At 43.1% G+C, this 17478-nt stretch carries 17 protein-coding genes; 5 read left to right on the top strand and 12 right to left on the bottom strand.

Going from position 1 to position 17478, the window contains the following annotated elements; genetic code table 11:
- Nucleotides 1-1244 precede the first annotated feature (1244 nt).
- Nucleotides 1245-1394 (bottom strand): hypothetical protein, encoded by a 150-nt coding sequence (locus I6E40_RS04520; RefSeq protein WP_235385713.1) that lies wholly within the window; start codon nt 1392-1394, stop codon nt 1245-1247.
- A 1960-nt stretch (nt 1395-3354) separates the two neighbouring features.
- Here I6E40_RS04520 and I6E40_RS04515 point away from each other — a divergent pair.
- The 5 genes from I6E40_RS04515 to I6E40_RS04495 all read left to right on the top strand — a co-directional run bounded on the left by I6E40_RS04515 (nt 3355) and on the right by I6E40_RS04495 (nt 6901).
- Entirely contained in the window at nt 3355-3561 is a 207-nt protein-coding gene (locus I6E40_RS04515) for a helix-turn-helix transcriptional regulator (protein ID WP_235385712.1), read from the top strand.
- Entirely contained in the window at nt 3558-3896 is a 339-nt protein-coding gene (locus I6E40_RS04510) for a HipA N-terminal domain-containing protein (protein ID WP_235385711.1), read from the top strand. Before I6E40_RS04515 ends, I6E40_RS04510 begins: the two co-directional genes overlap by 4 nt.
- Nucleotides 3889-4830 carry a HipA domain-containing protein gene (locus I6E40_RS04505; RefSeq protein WP_235385710.1) on the top strand — a complete coding sequence of 314 codons (942 nt, stop codon included), beginning with the start codon at nt 3889-3891 and terminating at the stop codon, nt 4828-4830. The genes I6E40_RS04510 and I6E40_RS04505 overlap by 8 nt, the downstream gene beginning before the upstream one ends.
- A 272-nt stretch (nt 4831-5102) precedes the next feature.
- On the top strand, nt 5103-5411 hold the full coding sequence (locus I6E40_RS04500; protein ID WP_235385709.1) for a helix-turn-helix domain-containing protein: 309 nt from the start codon (nt 5103-5105) through the stop codon (nt 5409-5411).
- The gene (locus tag I6E40_RS04495; RefSeq protein WP_235385708.1) at nt 5408-6901 is read left to right on the top strand and encodes a type II toxin-antitoxin system HipA family toxin; all 1494 of its coding nucleotides are present in this window, start codon (nt 5408-5410) and stop codon (nt 6899-6901) included. The genes I6E40_RS04500 and I6E40_RS04495 overlap by 4 nt, the downstream gene beginning before the upstream one ends.
- Before the next feature lie 59 nt (nt 6902-6960).
- Here I6E40_RS04495 and I6E40_RS04490 read toward each other — a convergent pair whose 3' ends face one another.
- The 11 genes from I6E40_RS04490 to I6E40_RS04440 all read right to left on the bottom strand — a co-directional run bounded on the left by I6E40_RS04490 (nt 6961) and on the right by I6E40_RS04440 (nt 16759).
- Nucleotides 6961-7509 carry a hypothetical protein gene (locus I6E40_RS04490; RefSeq protein WP_235385707.1) on the bottom strand — a complete coding sequence of 183 codons (549 nt, stop codon included), beginning with the start codon at nt 7507-7509 and terminating at the stop codon, nt 6961-6963.
- Between the two features lie 149 nt (nt 7510-7658).
- Nucleotides 7659-9062: a hypothetical protein gene (locus I6E40_RS04485; RefSeq protein WP_235385706.1), complete on the bottom strand. Its 1404-nt coding sequence runs from the start codon at nt 9060-9062 to the stop codon at nt 7659-7661.
- 44 nt (nt 9063-9106) lie between these two features.
- Nucleotides 9107-10747 carry an ion transporter gene (locus I6E40_RS11005; protein ID WP_317207399.1) on the bottom strand — a complete coding sequence of 547 codons (1641 nt, stop codon included), beginning with the start codon at nt 10745-10747 and terminating at the stop codon, nt 9107-9109.
- A gap of 11 nt (nt 10748-10758) precedes the next feature.
- On the bottom strand, nt 10759-10962 hold the full coding sequence (locus I6E40_RS04475; protein WP_235385705.1) for a hypothetical protein: 204 nt from the start codon (nt 10960-10962) through the stop codon (nt 10759-10761).
- Nucleotides 10963-10987: 25 nt separating this feature from the next.
- Complete coding sequence (locus I6E40_RS04470) at nt 10988-11509, bottom strand: hypothetical protein (protein ID WP_235385704.1); 522 nt, start codon at nt 11507-11509, stop codon at nt 10988-10990.
- A 25-nt stretch (nt 11510-11534) separates the two neighbouring features.
- Complete coding sequence (locus I6E40_RS04465; RefSeq protein WP_235385703.1) at nt 11535-12344, bottom strand: hypothetical protein; 810 nt, start codon at nt 12342-12344, stop codon at nt 11535-11537.
- Nucleotides 12345-12482: 138 nt separating this feature from the next.
- Nucleotides 12483-13151 carry a hypothetical protein gene (locus I6E40_RS04460; protein ID WP_235385702.1) on the bottom strand — a complete coding sequence of 223 codons (669 nt, stop codon included), beginning with the start codon at nt 13149-13151 and terminating at the stop codon, nt 12483-12485.
- A 15-nt stretch (nt 13152-13166) separates the two neighbouring features.
- The gene (locus I6E40_RS04455) at nt 13167-13946 is read right to left on the bottom strand and encodes a hypothetical protein (RefSeq protein WP_235385701.1); all 780 of its coding nucleotides are present in this window, start codon (nt 13944-13946) and stop codon (nt 13167-13169) included.
- Between the two features lie 59 nt (nt 13947-14005).
- Nucleotides 14006-14494 carry a hypothetical protein gene (locus I6E40_RS04450; protein WP_235385700.1) on the bottom strand — a complete coding sequence of 163 codons (489 nt, stop codon included), beginning with the start codon at nt 14492-14494 and terminating at the stop codon, nt 14006-14008.
- Between the two features lie 60 nt (nt 14495-14554).
- Nucleotides 14555-15733: a hypothetical protein gene (locus I6E40_RS04445; RefSeq protein ID WP_235385699.1), complete on the bottom strand. Its 1179-nt coding sequence runs from the start codon at nt 15731-15733 to the stop codon at nt 14555-14557.
- A 3-nt stretch (nt 15734-15736) separates the two neighbouring features.
- On the bottom strand, nt 15737-16759 hold the full coding sequence (locus I6E40_RS04440) for a DUF6175 family protein (RefSeq protein WP_235385698.1): 1023 nt from the start codon (nt 16757-16759) through the stop codon (nt 15737-15739).
- Between the last annotated feature and the right edge of the window lie 719 nt (nt 16760-17478).

Here is a 17478-nt window from a genome sequence, read left to right as displayed (position 1 = left end):
TGGTTGTCTTTGCCCCTTTTTATCACTTTGTCTCTTCCTCTCTTCGTCTCTTCTTCTCTTCTTCTCTTCCTCTCTTCCTCTCTTCCTCTCTTAGTCTCTTAGTCTTTTTGATTAACGAGCCAATTAATGGGCATTAATGGAAAAACAGTTCTTGCTAGGAGCGCACCTAAGAAAAACTGGGAGCGCACCTAAGAAAAACTAGGAGCGCACCCGGTTAAAACTAGGAGCGCACCCGGTTAAAACTAGGAGCGCACCTAAGGAAAACTAGGAGCGCACCCAGTTAAAATTAGCCTTTCAGCCCGTTGACAGCAAAAGTTTCTTAGCCTGGAGGGCTATACGCCCGCGAAGATGGCGGCGGGAGCCGCAGCGCCGAAGGCGCACTTTATTGCTGCAGCGAAAGGGCCGAAGTAAGGTGCCACAGGTGGCGTCCCCGTTGTGGTGCAGAGGAACGTTTTCTTTCTGTAGCCGCCATCCTTTTCAAGGGGGCGTCTTGGTTTGTTTTCTCAGCATTTTATGCGCTTCATCAGCGGGAACCTCTTCTCCGGGCAAAAAATGCCGTTTTCATCGATGGAAACGGCATTTTTTGCGTATTTACGCCCCAACCTACATGCACACCACTCACATCCCTACACAGCCCGCCAAACAGCCCTACACAGGCGACTGAGAAACCCTACACAGCCGGCAGCACAATCCTACACAATGTAGGGTTTTGTGTAGGATTCATGCACCAAACCCTACACACCTAACTACACTGATTTTCAAATGTTAAGTACGTTTTGTGTAGGATTTGCAAAGAATGTAGATAGGCCTTGAAAAACGTATAGGTATGTAAAGCGGAAACGCGCGTCGCGCGCGAATCCTTCACATTGGGAAGAGGGAAAATCAAGCGCCAAGAAGAGTTCAAAAGGGCGGTTTTTCGGTTTGAAAACGCTCTCCCCTCGTATTGTTGCCATTTCTTCCGATGAAAACGGTGTTTTTTGAGTTTTCCCTCAAAGGAACCACATTTACGGGGAGTTCCCCAAAATCTTGGAATCGGAAAGAAACAAGGAAGCGGTTAGACGCCATGAAACACTGACCGCTTCGTTCTGGGAAAACCTCAAAACGAAGCGGTCGTATGAAAAAATAGGGAAATGATTCGTTCTTAGTGATTTTAGAGTACTGAAAGTGTAACTCCTCTCCGAAGAGTCCCACGCTATCAGCATCTTTCAAGGGGTGTTCTAATTTATAGAAGCCCCCTCAAGTGTTCACGCGTTCTTGGTGCCCCGTTTCAGAGCGTTGAGTTCGCGTTGAATTTCTTGGCATTTGGGTCCGTTGCCCATGGCTTGATAGCGTTCGAGACTGTATTGCAGGGTGAACATCAAGCGGGTCTTTTCATTCGTTTTCTGTGTGTCCATTTTCTTTTCGTCTTTGTGGGGTGTGTCAAGATGACGATTTTGGTTTCGCTTCAAAGGTGCGTCAGAATGGTCAAAAGCCGAACGCCGAGGATGAGGGCGCAGGAAGTGAAGTATATGATCAATTCCGATAGCCACGCAGCAGATTGGCTTTTATGACACACCGCCCGGTTACACATCTTTTTTTGTTTAGTCTTTTCGTATAGTCTTTTAGTTATCGTGAAGCAAAGATAGTGCCATCCTCACCGAATCGCCAGCCTTTTCACGGAAAAACACCGGGCTGTTGCTAAAATTTCACGACTTGCCCAACACTCTGCAAAGCGCTCGTGACAAAAAGCCCTCACAAGGCTACTTCATTGCCTCAAAAAACGAACTGAGAGACTAAAGGACTAAGAGACTAAAAGTCAAAGAGTGGAAGAGAGAAAGAGACAAAGAGACTAAAAGACTAAAAGACAAAGAGACAAAGAGAGGAAGAGACGGAGGGAGGATCTTAGCCTTAAAGGCTAAGACACCTTTGCTGCTGACGTGCTGAAAGTCTTACGAGCGGGGGGCTGTGGTATGCTGCTCTTTCCGCCCGTTTGCGGAGGAAGTAGTGCGCCTTCAGCGCTGCGGCTACCGCCGCCATCTTCGCGGGCGTATAGCCCTCCAGGCTAATTTTTTCTTGCCTCCTACTATCCCCGGGCGTTGCCCGGGGTTAATCACAGTATAGCCTTCCAGGCTAAGATAGTCTTGCTGCACAGGTGATAACGGGAGAAAAGACTAAAAGACTAAGAGACAAAGAGAGGAAGAGACTAAGGGACTAAGAGACTAAGGGACTAAGGGACTAAAAGTCAAAGAGTGAAAGAGACTAAGAGACGGAAGGAGGAACTTCGCCTGGAAGGCTGTGCTGTGCCGGGGGGAACACTTGCAAGTGTGGTTACTTAGGGGGAGAATAAGGCAAGCAAGACTATCCAGCCTGGAAGGCTGTACTGTGCCGGGGGAACACTTGCAAGTGTGGTTCCTTTAGGGGAGAAAAAGGCAAGCAAGACTATCCAGCCTGGAAGGCTGTGCTGTGCCGGGGGAACACTTGCAAGTGTGGTTCCTTAGGGGGAGAATAAGGCAAGCAAGACTATCCAGCCTAGAAGGCTGTACTGTGCCGGGGGAACACTTGCAAGTGTGGTTCCTTTAGGGGAGAATAAGGCAAGCAAGACTATCCAGCCTGGAAGGCTGTACTGTGAGTAACCGAGGGCAACGCCCTCGGATATCGGCAACTCCCTTAGTATCAGCCTGGAGGGCTGTACGCCCGCGAAGATGGCGGCGGGAGCCGCCGCGCCGAAGGCGCACGCTGCGTGGATGCGACGGGCTGAAAGCCCAATCCAACCCGACAAAGGAGGGTTTGCGACCAGCCCAGGGCAAGTGAGCGAAGCGAACGACACCCTGGGTAGGCGACCATATCACGTTTCACGCCCTGCAAGGGCAAAAGCATAATTTATTCATCTATATTTCTGTCCTTAGTTTTTAAGGGGTGTTCTATAAATTACGGGATAAGGAACGTTCTAAAGAAAGTGCTTACGTTTTGGTCGGTTTCTTAGCGCGCCCTTTTGTAAGTTTCGTCAGTCACATAGCCAGCAAAGGGTTGTACTTGTTTAGCCTTAATCTTTCTTGAATTATACCCCGTCTGATATAATTGCAGAGATAAAACAACAAATTATACCCTTACTGATATAACATCAAATATTAGTGTTATATTTGTACCCGAAAAGGTATAGGAGCGTACTATAAATTACTGGATAAGGAACATTCAAAAGAAAGTACTTACGTTTTGGTAGCAGAGTGTTTATGAGTAATTCGTTTCTTAGCGCGCCCTTTTGTAAGTTTCGTCCGTCACATAGCCCGCTATGCTCCTTCGTCCACTGACAATAGTTCATCTCTAAGAAATCCGACTCAACCTAATTTTTAGAACGCCCCATAAAGTAAAAATGGTATGAATCATCTTTCGATTACGGTCAAGATGTTGCGAAAGCAATATAATCTGACCCAAGAAGAACTTTCGTTGAAATCGGGAGTAGGATTGCGCTTTGTGCGAGACCTTGAACAAGGCAAGGAAACACTACGTCTTGATAAAGTGAATCAACTTCTTGACTTTTTCAATTATGAAATGGTTGCCACTCAAAAAGACGATAATCAATGAGACAAGCCCATATATTTTATAAAAACCAATTGGCAGGTATTCTGACAGAAAACGATGCCGGGTATGAGTTCCGCTATTTGCCGGAATATCTCTCTCTTGAAAAAGCAAAGGCAGTCAGCATCACATTACCTTTACAAGAGGAAGCATATATAAGTCCTGTCCTATTCCCATTTTTCGACGGTTTGATTCCTGAAGGATGGTTGTTGGATGTTGCATTGCGGAATACAGACATCAGTATTCTTGACCGGATGTCTCTGTTGCTGACATGCTGCAAGGATTGTGTCGGAGCAGTTAGTGTTATTCCTTTGGAAGAAAAGGAGGGAAGCCATGTGTAAGTGCTTATATTGTTATCGTCCGCTCCTAAAGGGGGAAAAGGATATGCACACGGCTTGCATAAAGAAGTTCTTCGGGACAACCACATTGCCGGCTCTTGATTATACGACGGAACAACTTGATCGGCTTGCTCTGCAAATCATTCAAGACCAAACCTCTTTGACCGGAGTTCAACCGAAATTATCCTTGCACTTGAATGAGCATGAGGGCAGCAAACGATTGACTATTGTCGGGCTATGGGGCGGTTATATTTGTAAGCCGCAGACCTCGCAATATGAAATGATGCCTGAGGTTGAGGATTTAACCATGCACCTTGCAGAGGTGGCACGTATTGAGGTAGTCCCTCACACACTGATGCGGATGGCAGATAACACGCTATGCTATCTCACCCGCCGAATTGACAGGACTTCTGCCGGAGAGAAGATTGCGATGGAAGATATGTGCCAACTGACAGAAAGACAAACAGAGCATAAATACAAAAGTAGTTATGAGCGTATCGGCAAGGCTGTTTTGAGATACTCGTCAATACCTAAAATGGATGTCACCAATTTCTTTGAGGTGGTGTTTTTCTCTTGGTTGACAGGAAATAACGATATGCACTTGAAAAACTTCTCTTTGTATGAGGTGGCGGACATGATACGTTTAACCCCTGCTTACGATTTGCTAAATGCGGCTATCATCAATCCCAAGGATGATGAAGAGTTGGCATTAACCTTGAATGGTCGGAAGAAAAAACTTCAAAGAGAAGATTTTGTTAGGGCAGCAGCCACGCTGGGTATAGAGAATGTGATTGTTGAACGACTGATAAATAAGTATATCAAACTATTGCCTAAGTTTGAGGCTGTCATTCAAAACTCTTTCATCAGTGATGAATTAAAGGTAAAATATGACGAGTTGTTGAAGGAGCGGCTTGAGAGGATTTCGCAAAGACAATAGGAGTTCTCTACAAATTATGAAATAAAAAGTGTTCAAAAGGAAGCGCTTACGTTTTGGATGTGTTCAAAAGGAAGCGCTTACGTTTTGGATGCACAGTCTTTATGAGTAATTTGAGAAAATTGCTTCTTAGCGCGCCCTTTTGTAAGTTTCGTCCGTCATGCATTTATTTCAAAATATGCGTAATTTTGCGGTCGTAAATATAAGCGCAATATAAAATAAACGATAAAACAATCTATAAATTATAGCAAGGTATAAAATAAAATTTTGACATTATGGCTGACTATTACGAATATTCCATACCAGAATTGATAAAGCTGCTTGGAGCGAGATTCAAAGACTATCGTCTGCGCAGTAAGATGACGCAGAAGGATGTCTCTGAGCAATCTGGTATCACCATTACTACCATTCACAAGTTTGAGAACGGAACGTCAGGCAATATGTCGCTTGGTACGTTCCTATTGCTGATGAAGGCTATCGGCCAGATAAATGCTCTAGACGAACTGATGCCGGAACTTCCAGATTCTGCATATCTCATCAAGTCAGAAAAGAAGGTTCAACGAATTAGACATAAGAAATCATGATAACAAGCTCCCTTAAAATAATGCTCTGGGACAAGGAAATCGGTCGTTTGTCATGGGATGGCAGGAAAGGAATTTCGTACTTCGAGTTCAATCCTGCTGTTATCGGTGGCGAACTAAATCCTTTCCCTCTTATTGCTTCTACCAAGTCACCTGCAAGCCGTCGTCCTATCATGGGAGATAAGGAAATGAAACTTTACCGTAAGTTGCCTCCTTTTCTTGCTGATTCGCTTCCTGATGCTTGGGGAAATCAAGTCTTTGAATGTTGGAGAATACAGAACGGCATCCGAAATCAGGAAATCACTCCTCTTGAAATTCTCTCTTTCATTGGCAAGCGAGGAATGGGAGCATTGGAATTTATCCCTGAATCATCTGGCATTAAGAAGTCCGAACAACTCAATCTTAAAGCCTTGACGGACTTGGCTCAAAAGATATTCACTGAGCGTGAGAACGTAAAGATAATGCCAGATGAGTCTTTGACGATGCAATCCTTGATAGCTGTTGGCACCTCTGCAGGTGGCAGACAGCCTAAAGCCATCATTGCCATAAATCCAAAGACTGGTGAGATAAGAAGCGGACAGATAGCTGGGCAAAAAGGGTTTGAATACTGTATTCTTAAGTTTGGTGATCCTTCACGTTCTTCTGCTGAACTTGAATTGGCTTATTACAAAATGGCTACAGCTGCCGGTATCAACATGATGCCATGTGAACTTATTGAAGTTGAGGGACAGAATCACTTCATAACGCATCGTTTCGATCGTGATGAGGAACGTAAACTTCACATGCAGACACTGGCTGCCTTATACCCCGAAGCAGACAGCTACGAGAAACTGCTGATGGTATGTCGTAAGATGCGACTTCCTGAATCCACACAGGAAGAGGTATTTCGCAGGATGGTGTTCAACATCCTTGCCAACAACACCGATGACCACAATAAGAACTTTTCTTTCCTAATGGACGAAAACGGTCATTGGCAGTTATCGCCAGCATATGACATGACCTATATTTTCAATGTCGGAGGTTTCCTTCCAGAGACTATGCACTGCCTTATGATGCAAGGAAAGTTGCAAGGTCAAACCCTTGAAGATGCTCTTGCTCTCGCCAAAGATAATGGTATCAGAAAGGCAGAAACCATTATCAAAGAGGTTGCTTCTGCTATCTGTAAGTTCCGTAAATACGCAGAAGAATGTGGTGTAGGTCAGCAATGGATAGCTGCTGTTGAAACTTGCTTGAACAACCATTTGGCAAATTGGGGCTTCTTGCCTGATGGCAGTTCACCATCATTTGATATTGATGGCATTCTATATGAGAATGTACGTGTAGAACAAACTTACAAAGGCAATTTCCATCTTCTTTGCGAGATACAAGGAAAAGAGCGTAAGTTTGTTATATCAAAAAACAAAGCAGCGTATGCAGAGATTGAAGAAACAGGTACTTCCAACCTCTCGATAGAACAACTGCATACACTGGTTGAAACATACCTCGCTAAGTAAATCTACATATTGATACTACATAAAGAGCGGCTTCGGTCGCTCTTTTTTATACCTTCTCCTTACTGAAGGAAAAATGTCTTTTTTACATTCGAAAGTATGGGTAATAGACTTAAATGCTCAACGCTGATTTGCTGCACCAGTTTCATCTGCGTATTATAGATCTTGTCCATATAACGATAGATGCGATTGAGGTCAACATCCTCATTATAGTATGATTTCAAGTACTCTACTGTGGCAAGTTTGCTCCTTGGTTGTGACACTCTTGCTATCACAAGATGGCGCAGTATATCATCAGGAATACTATTAAATCCTATACTGTCATAAACCTGATTTAGCAAAAGCTGTGTGCCGTTAATAAGAACCGAATCCATATTGGCAAGAACTCTCTCCGTTTCTTCAAGTTCTTTTCCGCGACGATTATCAAAGTCCAGTTCAAGTTGACCATCATGCGTCCGTAACCATGAATGTGCTTGCTGGAATAACTCGTCAGTTTCTTCAGCATACTTTGCTACTCCAAACTTCTTCACTTCTGTGAACTTTCCATGCGCCTTGCTTACCACCACGACACTTATCGTACCTGAGCGGTTGATTTTCTTACGTACGAACATGGTATAAAGGTAATAGAAAATATGCTTGCGTCACCCTGATTCACCCATTTAAATAGCATAATCCATTGATTTTCAATGTGCGCTATTTGATGGCGCAAAAAAGTGATGAAGTCAGGAGAATATTGGTTTAAGAACCTTCATATAACTTCTTATAATTCTTTATGTCTAGGAATCAAATCATCTCGATGTTGTTTCACATCATCTTTTGTCCATTCTGTACAGGTGCATTGCTGATTGTCCTTGTCAAAATGCTTGTGAATCAGGCAGGCCAAGGTGTAAATGGATGTCCATTGCGCTTTAACGTCTGTTCCAAAGACACGATAATCGTCCGCAAGATCAATACCTATGACATTAGGGTGAGAGTCGAACCGGTTGCGAATATATTTTCGTAGCACCGTATCCTTTCCTTTTCTGTATTCAATATAGGGTTCGATGTCATGTTCCTTCTTCATGGTTGTGCACAAGTCGTCATAGAATGCTTGCAGGGTATCATGGTCATCGCAGCCCGTGCAATCACATATCGTGTTCTCCCTTTCGGTGTCATCAACCTCCATTACCACTCGTATCTTCCGATGTTTTGTTGCTTCCTCATTGGGTGTCTTGGCAGTCATAAGGAGAATGACCCAGTTGTCCTTGCAATCAGCACAAGCCTTGATGTCGTCAACAAACTGATGCAACTTGGGGTAGTTTTCCTTATCGTTATACTGATTATCGCGAATGCCCAACACGATACACCTATTCTCATCCTTGTCTGCATTTGAAGACAAGTGTTCGTTTATTACTACCTTGAAACCACCAATACGAGCAAGATGATAGGCGAAATAGCCCAATCCAGCCTCAACGGCAGCCGTAGGAGCTACTATTGTAACAGTGCTTCCTTTCGCACCCTTACAGTCGTTGTCGCTAAGGTTGGTATAGCCATAGCTACTTTCTTCACCATAACACGACTCCACCGCCATCATCTCCGGCTTTATGCCTCCTGTTGTGGTAAGCCATGTGGAAAGATCACGAAGTCTGAGGTTAGGGCAACTTCTCACTGCGCTGATTATGTCATTCTGGTTTATGTCAAGGTTAACCATAATCTCTGTGAAGCGATACCACCGTCTTGGCCAGAATCTTACCCCCTTCAGCAGAGAGCAATGAGTATGCATGGAGCGTATTATCTTGTCAGCATTCTCCTTGTCCTCCTTTGCTTTCTTGTCATCGGCCATAGCTTTGCGGAAGCCATTTGCCACCAAACCGGCAGGAACGGCAAAGATGAGAATCTTGATGATAGAAATGATGATGGCGACGAAGCGGCCCAAAATAGTGATAGGCTCACCCGGCGAGAACTTTCCCGGATTGCCGAGGTAACTCATTACGCCCCATACGTAGGGGTCATACCAGTTGGCATACACATCGGGTTGTGCTGTATGCTCAACGAAGTAGAGAACAGTGCCAAGCACAAAAGTGGCAATAACCAAAACCTGCAACGAGGCCCACATATCAGCCTTCGCTGCCTTCAGTCCTTTCCAGAAGAACTGTATTCCCTTGAAATGATTTTTAATATTCATGTTCTTTATTATTAACCTTAATAACCATCGTTTCTTTTCCCGGATCAGTAGCCATAGCCTTTAGTCAGCAAGTCCTCCGAAACAGGTGCATTCTCAGTTTTGGCAATATGTCTGTTCAGTGTGTCGGCAATGATCTGGAGCTTGTCAAACCTGCCGTCGTTCCAGCATGTGAGGGTATATGACACACGCAGCGAGAAACTGTTTACTACCTTACCCAGGTGATAGGCTATATTACTTTTGGGGAGACAGTAGTCGTCGTGCTGACAGACCTTCAGACCGAAATGCTTATCCATCATCTCCTTTATCTCACCGTAGAGAGATGTGAACGTACCCTTGTCTCTTATCGTATCATCAGCGGAATCCAGCGTGTCATCGCCTTTCATCCTGCCGTGTATGAAATGCAGGGCGCTGCTCTTCTTACTCGTGCATGATAGTGGGAATACACACCATGCGTCAGCCTTTGAAGTCAATGTCTTGAGGTCTTCGAGGAACAGCGTCAGGTTCTGGTCATTAGCATCACCGCCAATGTTGTAGAAGCTCGTTGGCTCGTCTCTGTCAGTCTCTATCTCTTTGCTGATGTAGTTGAATCCACCTATCAACGCGAGGTAGTAGCTGAACGATCCCATACCTGCCTCGCTGTAGCTGCACGGACTGGCAATCGTTATGCGTGAGCCACGGTCTATACAACAACCATAGGGGCGGTTCACCATGAAGTGTTCTACAACGATTCTGTCTTCGGGCTTCTCTGATTCTGGGATTGTAGTAGCCATGTTACGCAGGCGGAACTCTGGCAAGTTCTCCACGTTCTGGATTATCTCGTCCATCGTCATACCCTGCTTCACCTGTATGTTTACCACAGGCACCTTCCTTGGTACGACCCAATACTTTTGATGAAAACTCGTCTCGCGCGAAAGTGTCCTGCGGAATGATTTTCTCAAACGCTCTGTCATCTTCTCGCTCTTCAATGCTTTCAGCTCATCTATGTAGCTTGCGGTGATGATGCCCGATGGCAGGGCAATGATGGCGATGCCGAACATTGCCGAGAGCATGCTTATTATCCTTCCCGCATCTGTTGCAGGACACATATCGCCATAGCCTACCGTTGTCAGTGTCACTGCCGACCAATACAGGGCATCGAAGAATGTAGTGAATGTGGTGTCGCCTGTCTCCGGATTATATTGCGGTTCGACATTGAACATCACCAATGCAGTGATAAAGATGTAGCATACTGCAAATAGCAATACAGAGCCAAGCACCTTACGTTCCTTCTTCAGTACGTTGAAGAACACCAGCATCTGCGAAGAGTAGCGCAAAGCCTTCAGCAGACGGAACATCTTCAGCAGTCGTGCTGTCCTTGCCACCTTGAATGTCTCGCCCAGGATGTTGAAGCTTGGCAGTATGCTCAGCAGGTCTATGATAGCCCAGAAGGTAAAAGGATACTTGATGAATGCTGCCGTACCCTTTCCCTGCCTTACATCCGCCGTAGCCCATCGCAACAGGTAGTCAATGATGAACACTGCCGTGGTGATAGTCTCTATGTATTTGAAGACAGGGTATTCCTCCCAGAACATCAACGGCACCACGCTCTGTATTATCATACAGAGCATGAATACATCATAGATGTGGCTCCAAAAGCTGGAGCCATCATCTTTCTCTATTATCTGGTAAATCTGTTTGCGCGTCATAGGTTTAATGTTTAATCAGCATATCCGCTGTCTGCTTCGCCGAGGAAGCGGAGATAGCGGTTTGTCTGTACGGTGATGCTGTTGCACTCACTGATCAGTTCATGCCAACGAGGATCATCGTCAGCCATCGTTTTTGTCAAGGCATCTATCTCTGCCATGCGCTTGTCCAGCGCCTCTATCTTTGCGCGTATCTGCGCCTCACGTTCTGGGGACATAGTGTATTATTCGCTTTCTGTTGGATTAGTTTTTTTCAATTATATTCTGAATTTTTTCTTGAAGTTCTTCATCATCTGCAGAAGTTGCATATTCCAGCAGAGTATCATATAGCCATCGATGTTCTCTATCTATTTTATCTTCACATAAGAAGCAATCACCGTGCATTGGGTGTTCCTTAACAATAATAGCAACTCGTCCCAAACCATTCTTCCCGTTTGTCTCAAGTGCTGTAAGTGCCTCTTGAATTACAACATATTTTTCTGCATTCAGATAATTGTCGTGTGCATGTCGTACTCTCATCTCAAAATTTGCATACTCTTCAAAAGAATCTTTCCCTTTCGATTCTGGTGGGCATTGAGTGCTCGCTTTTGTATATATGTCTCGCAGTTGCGACACTACGCCATAGGCCTTTGCAAATTCCTTGTTCTCACAAGCCTCTCTATACTCTTGCTCTAACTCTGCGCTCTTCTTTTCCGCATTGTCACCGCAACTTGCCAATGCAATACCCATTGCACACAGCATTACAATCTGATAAATCTTCTTCATTTTGATTATGTTTCTAATTTATTATCTATAGAATATTTAGCTGTTGTTTCAAACTTGTCATACGGAGAGACAAATCCTTTACGCTACTAAATGGTTGCCCATTACTATTTGTTCCCCAAATAAGTTTCTTTCCATTATCAAGATTAAAGCCTCTCAAGTAATCATGTGGTGAATTAGTACTGTCAAAATCAGCATTATGTCTTGTACACTTATTTCCTTTGGCATTAACAAAATGTTTGGCAATCTCTGTTTGATTCACAGCGATAATAATAATATCAGGATTGAGGATATTCATTAAATCATCAAACATACCGCTACATGCAGAGCACAATACGCTTCTTTCTCTTTTCTTCATACCTCCCCACACGGGATCCGTGGCAAGAGGAGCATAGATATCAACGTGGATGGCTGTATGTTTGAGTATATCATTTTTGTTCTCTGATATCAATTTGTCAGGAGCTTGAACATTATAGCTTGCACATAATTCATTCAAGACACGTTCGTTATGCTTGAACCATTTTGAGTAAGGCCGATGTTTGAAATAATCATTCATCGCATCGGAATAAGCTGAAACATCCTTGGCGGTTAATGTTTGATAATTCCAGAGTTGCGTTGCTTTGGGAAAGCGTAAAGTTATATCGTATGGTGCGTTCTTATTGTCCTTAAATTCCCAGCATGAAGGATTCAAGCCTACAGTCACGATTTTAAGTTCAGATTCCTCATAAGCCTTCATATCCCCAAACCATAGTATGGGGATAGAAGGATCTACCACATTGGGTAAAGAATATCTATTAGCCAATTTAGTCCAATATGACGATATAAATGTTTTCATCATTATCTGTTATCAAGATATAATTTAAACGCTCCCAATATTTGCGCGTATCTGCTCATTGTGTTTGGGGACATTATATGATGTATCTAATTTATTTATAAACCGTGAGCCCAATGAATGTTTTCTTGCTCCTCCATATAATTAATCAAAAACTCCGTTCTGCACAGCCTCATGGTATTTTCTTTGTGCTTCGTCTTTTGTGTTAGAATTGTATCGAACACAGGACTCTTCATCCGTCATACATTCGTCTTTGAATTGTGACAATGCAAGCTTGGCCATTTTGTCATTTTTCATTGCAATCGCAATACTCAGTATCTTATCACAAACTGTATTGTTACATCTTACTGATTCTGAATATAGGAAGTAATTCAAACACTCTCTTTGAGATTCTGCATTTCCATCAATAAAATAAAGTTCTTTGCCTTCTTGGTATTTTATACCCAGATTAGGTAGTTCATTTAGTATGAAAATTATTTTTGTGTCAACCTCTGAATTGTTATCTGACATCAAATACATAACCTCAGAACAATAGATATCTTTTATTGCCTCAAAATAGGTTTGCGCTTTGGATTCAACGGACATACGCTCATCTTCCAGAAATTCTTTACCCTTTGCCAATTGTTCAGCTCTTTCTTCCTCAAAATCCATTCCCAGTTGTTTAATGATTTTATGAGCAGCTTCATAGTCACCATTTTGTACAGCTGTCCTGTAATCTCCTTTATAATTATTCCAGGAAGGTGTGGAATTTCCACAACTTGCAATTGCAATACTCATTGCACAAAGTATGATAATCTGATAAATCTTTTTCATATTTAGTCTTGACTTTTAATGTTGATTATTCTTGTTGGACAAGACAAACTTGCGTTTTCCCTTGGGAGTTCTATACAAACTCGATAAGTGTATGTCTAAATCATTATCTTCAATATTGACATCACCCACTGCAATGTTTGAGTACTCCTGCTTTAATGAATCTTTTATTTGAGCAATCTTAGTGCCCCTGTCTTCTTCCTTTCTTATTTGGGGATCTATACAAATAGACTCTATTGCTTCGTGTATATTGGGTATCTTAATAGAGACACCATTTTCTGTTATATCTTCATTATTGACAGCAAAGAAGCGCAGCTCTCCCTCGTATTCAAAAGCGTTGTATTTGTATGATAAAGGCTTAATCAGTCTTGTAATGTCTTCTGGGGAACAAGTACATTGTTTTTCACTTCTCACGAAAGCATCTCTGAAGCTTTGCGATTCAATACATTTCCTGATATTGTGGTATGTATCCGCATAAGACTGATATTTTATTTCAGACACGTAGAAGTCGCAATCAGAAAGTTTCATCAGCTGTAGAAGTTTATCGTAATCAAATTTCACCTGAACAAGAAAATCTTCTGGATTTCTTGAATATACCTTCCACTGCGCTTCGCAAGCATACCTTTGGGCAAAGCATGTAGCAACAAGTTTCTTTCGTAATGGATAGTCAAATTGCTCTCCATCCACATTATATACACTTGTTGTCACAAGGCTCTCAAAGGAATCATCCCATGCTTCAGGTAAAGAGAACCATAGCATACAATCCTGTATCATTTGGATGGCGTGCTTATGATTCATGTATTTATATACAAACTTTCGATGTATGTTCCTTATTTCTCCCATATTTTGGACTCAGATTATTCCTCTTCGTTAGAATCATCGTCCACAGATGTACCTGCAAGTTTTTGGAGACGATTCTCCAATTCCTCATTGCCCATTGCTACGGCGATGTCAATTAAGTCGGCATATACCCACTGTGCATCGTGCTCTTTTACAACCATAGAAATTTTCACAAGACCATCAAGTCCTTGAGACTCAAGAATGTATGTCGCTTCTTGTAACACGACATAATGTTCTGCTTCTTCGTAGTTATTCTTAAGATTGTTATATTGGGCTGTTTCGTCTCCACAATCAAATTTAATTGCAGTTCCGTTTTGGTTCTGATATTCCTGCATTTCCTTCTTTAGTTCATTAACGAAAGAATAAGCCTTTTGAAACTCGTGCTGCTCACAAGCCTCTTTGTAATTTTCCGTAGTGTAATTTTCCGTAGTCGAGCCACCTCCACAACTTCTTGCAATTGCAAAACCAATTGCACAAAGTATGATAATCAGAAAAATCTTTTTCATGTCTTTACTTTTTTGTTTGTTCGTTTACTATATTTACTATATTTCATTCACTAATCTTCCTTACTTCCCCAGAAAATGGTCCATCACTCTGTTTGCTAGACCGAAACCACCGTCCCAGAGTTTGCCTAAACCGAGGAAACCGCCAGTGTTGGCGTTCTTCTTGCCCTCGGCATTCGCCTGAGCAACGCTTACGCGGGCATCTGCCTTGATGCGCTCGATAGTTGCTTGTGCCTCATAAGGAGCCTTTATCTTCTCTACCTGAAGTTCTTCCATTGCGAGTTGATGAGCCTTATCACGCTCCTCCTTCTTTACATCTGCAACGTGCTTGAGGTAGTCATCATAGACTTTCTTTGCACGAGCGTAGGAACTGCTGCGAACTGGAATAACCTTGAGGTATGCGCCAAGACCAGGAACGTATTCCTCGCCAGCCTCGGCAATGGCACCCTCCAGTTCGCCAAGCAGTTCGGCAGCCTTCTCCTCAAAGAACATATCGCTGACCTCCTTGTTACGCTTCTCGGCATATGCGTATGTAGCTGAAGCCTGTGAAGGAACGGAAGAAAGAAGAGCCATAGCGAGGGCGTAGTTGCGGTTGCCAACAGCCTCATCTACAATCTTCTTTACGTTTGCTGTGCTGCTATACCACTTGATGGCACGCTCGCTGGCAGTAGAGAGCATCTTCTGCATGTCGGCAGTATTCTTCAGTTCGTTCATAGCCTTGCTTGCTGCATCATCGAAGGTTGAGCCAACGCCTGTTATTGTCTGTGAGGACGATGCGTAGATGTCATTGGTGATGAAGTTGCCACAGTACATCGTAACCTCATACTTCACGATAGCCTTCTGCGGTGCAGAACCCGTAAGCTCACGCTGTACGCAATCCACTCGGCTCACCATAGCCAGCACAGGATTCTTACAAAGACCGCTGATGCCGTGTTGGCTGGCAATCTGTATCATCCTTGTACCAAGTTTGTCGCTAGCAGCCTGAGGCAGGTTTGTGTTGATGGCTGGAGGAAGCACGCTGAATGCAACACCATGATTGCTGAGGATGCTGTCGATGTTAATCTCCTGTGCCAGCTCGTTGTGCTTCTGTGCTATGGCCTCTTCGCGTTCATCTTCACTCAGCGAAGAGGTGCGCTCTTTTGGTGCGAACTTCGTACCAGTACTCTTTTCGTTGTTACCACTTCCGCCACAAGATGAGAGGGCGATTGCTGTTGCTATTATATATAAATATGTGTATTTCATATCTTAGATGCCTTTAACTGTTAATACTACTTCGCCAAGTCCCTGAGAGTTGTTTGTACTCTGAAGACCAAGATTCTTGCGAAGGTACTTCTGAAGTTCGCGAGTAAAGTCATACACACCATACTGTGTACCATCCTCCTGAAGCAGAGGAATGCGAACATTGACGAAGTAGAGTTCGTTGTTTGTGTTGCGCTGCATCTTGCAGGCACCCTTCACAGTCTTAGCCTTGATGAAATCCATCACCCAGTCGCTGTATGTATCACCCTCTATGCTCTGGTCCTGTAGGCTCACGTTGCTTTCCTCATCTACAACAATGCGTACAGTCACCTCGCGACCACGAGTGAGAATGTCAGAGAAATACTTCTGAATATCGCTCATCAGGCCAGGGAGTTTCTCGCTGAGGTTATTTTGGATAATCTCTGTAGTTGATTCGCCCTTGATGTTGCTTGTTGTTACCGTTGCGATGCTCTTGTTGGTATAGGCATCAAGTGCAGTGAGAGTGTAACTCACGTTCTTGTTCTTGTAGTCATGGCTTGTGAGTGAAGATGACTTGTAGTAGTTCATCTCCAGGATGATGTCTGGCTGTGCTGTCTGCAAGAGCTGCGTCTTGGCATCCTGCTTCAAACCATCAGCCATGTCGGTAGCTGCCTGAGTGTCAAGCTGCTTGAGTGTCTGCTCAAAGTCGGCAAGTGGGTAGTTCTGCTTGTTGAAAGCATCCTGAATGAACGATGCCAGACGAGGGAAACGGTCATCGGCAAGCAGATACTTCTTGTAATCGCGAACGATAAACTTTTTGCCCTCGATAGTTGTTTCCTTCAATGCACCGAAGTTCTTCAACGTCTGGTCTGCAGGAATCACCATAATCTGTGGCAATGCCTGCTGGATGGCATTCACATCACCATTTACATACTCATCCATGTTTCCGCTTGCACCTTCTGCAAGCGATTGATTATTGTTGCCATTGCCACCACAGGAAGCGATGAACAAAGCAGAGATTGTGAAAAGTGTAATCTTAAAAGTTTTCATAATAAATTGTAATTTTGTAAACGTTTTTAAAGGACTTATACACATCACTTCCCAAATCTGCGCAGGTTAGGATTGATGGGATAGATACAAAGATTGTGTAATTGTAATGAAAGTGCGTGCGTCACTTGTTATTATGAGCCTACAGATACCCAATAAGGCAATTGGTTATTAGTTTAAGGTATGACTACAATAATAAAAAGGTGGGTATCCACTTCTGACATTGCCATTGATCATTTACTTGAAATTTCCTACGTTTCATCTAACCAATAGACAAAGCATCGATGACGCTTTTACATTATGTAGTGTCCTTCCCATATAGTCTGACCTCTGTCAGATGCCCACCACCCTTAACAAGATTTGTCATCCTTCTTGGTTGGCACAGCGTGGGTATATACACTACAAAAATACACATTTTCCAAGAATAAATAGGTAAAGATGCATTAAAAGTCTTCACTTGGATGGTTATTTTTGAATATATAAAGGATAAAACGGCTCTTATAAATGCTTTTCCTACAATAATATTTATTAGATTAAAAGAAAATTATACAAACGACTGGTTGTTTATAATCTAAAAAAACATTTCCTTTCTGGTGTTCATAAATCCACTTCCCACCTTTATCTAAGTTTTCTACAAGAAACTGTATAACAATACTTAGTTAATTATACATTTAATCGTCTAAAATTCAATGAGTTGCATTAACGATATATAACTAATAAAA

The organism is Prevotellamassilia timonensis (assembly GCF_021531665.1).
Taxonomy (GTDB): domain Bacteria; phylum Bacteroidota; class Bacteroidia; order Bacteroidales; family Bacteroidaceae; genus Alloprevotella.
Note: the sequence above shows the minus strand (reverse complement) of the source record. Positions and strands in the feature narration are given on the sequence as shown.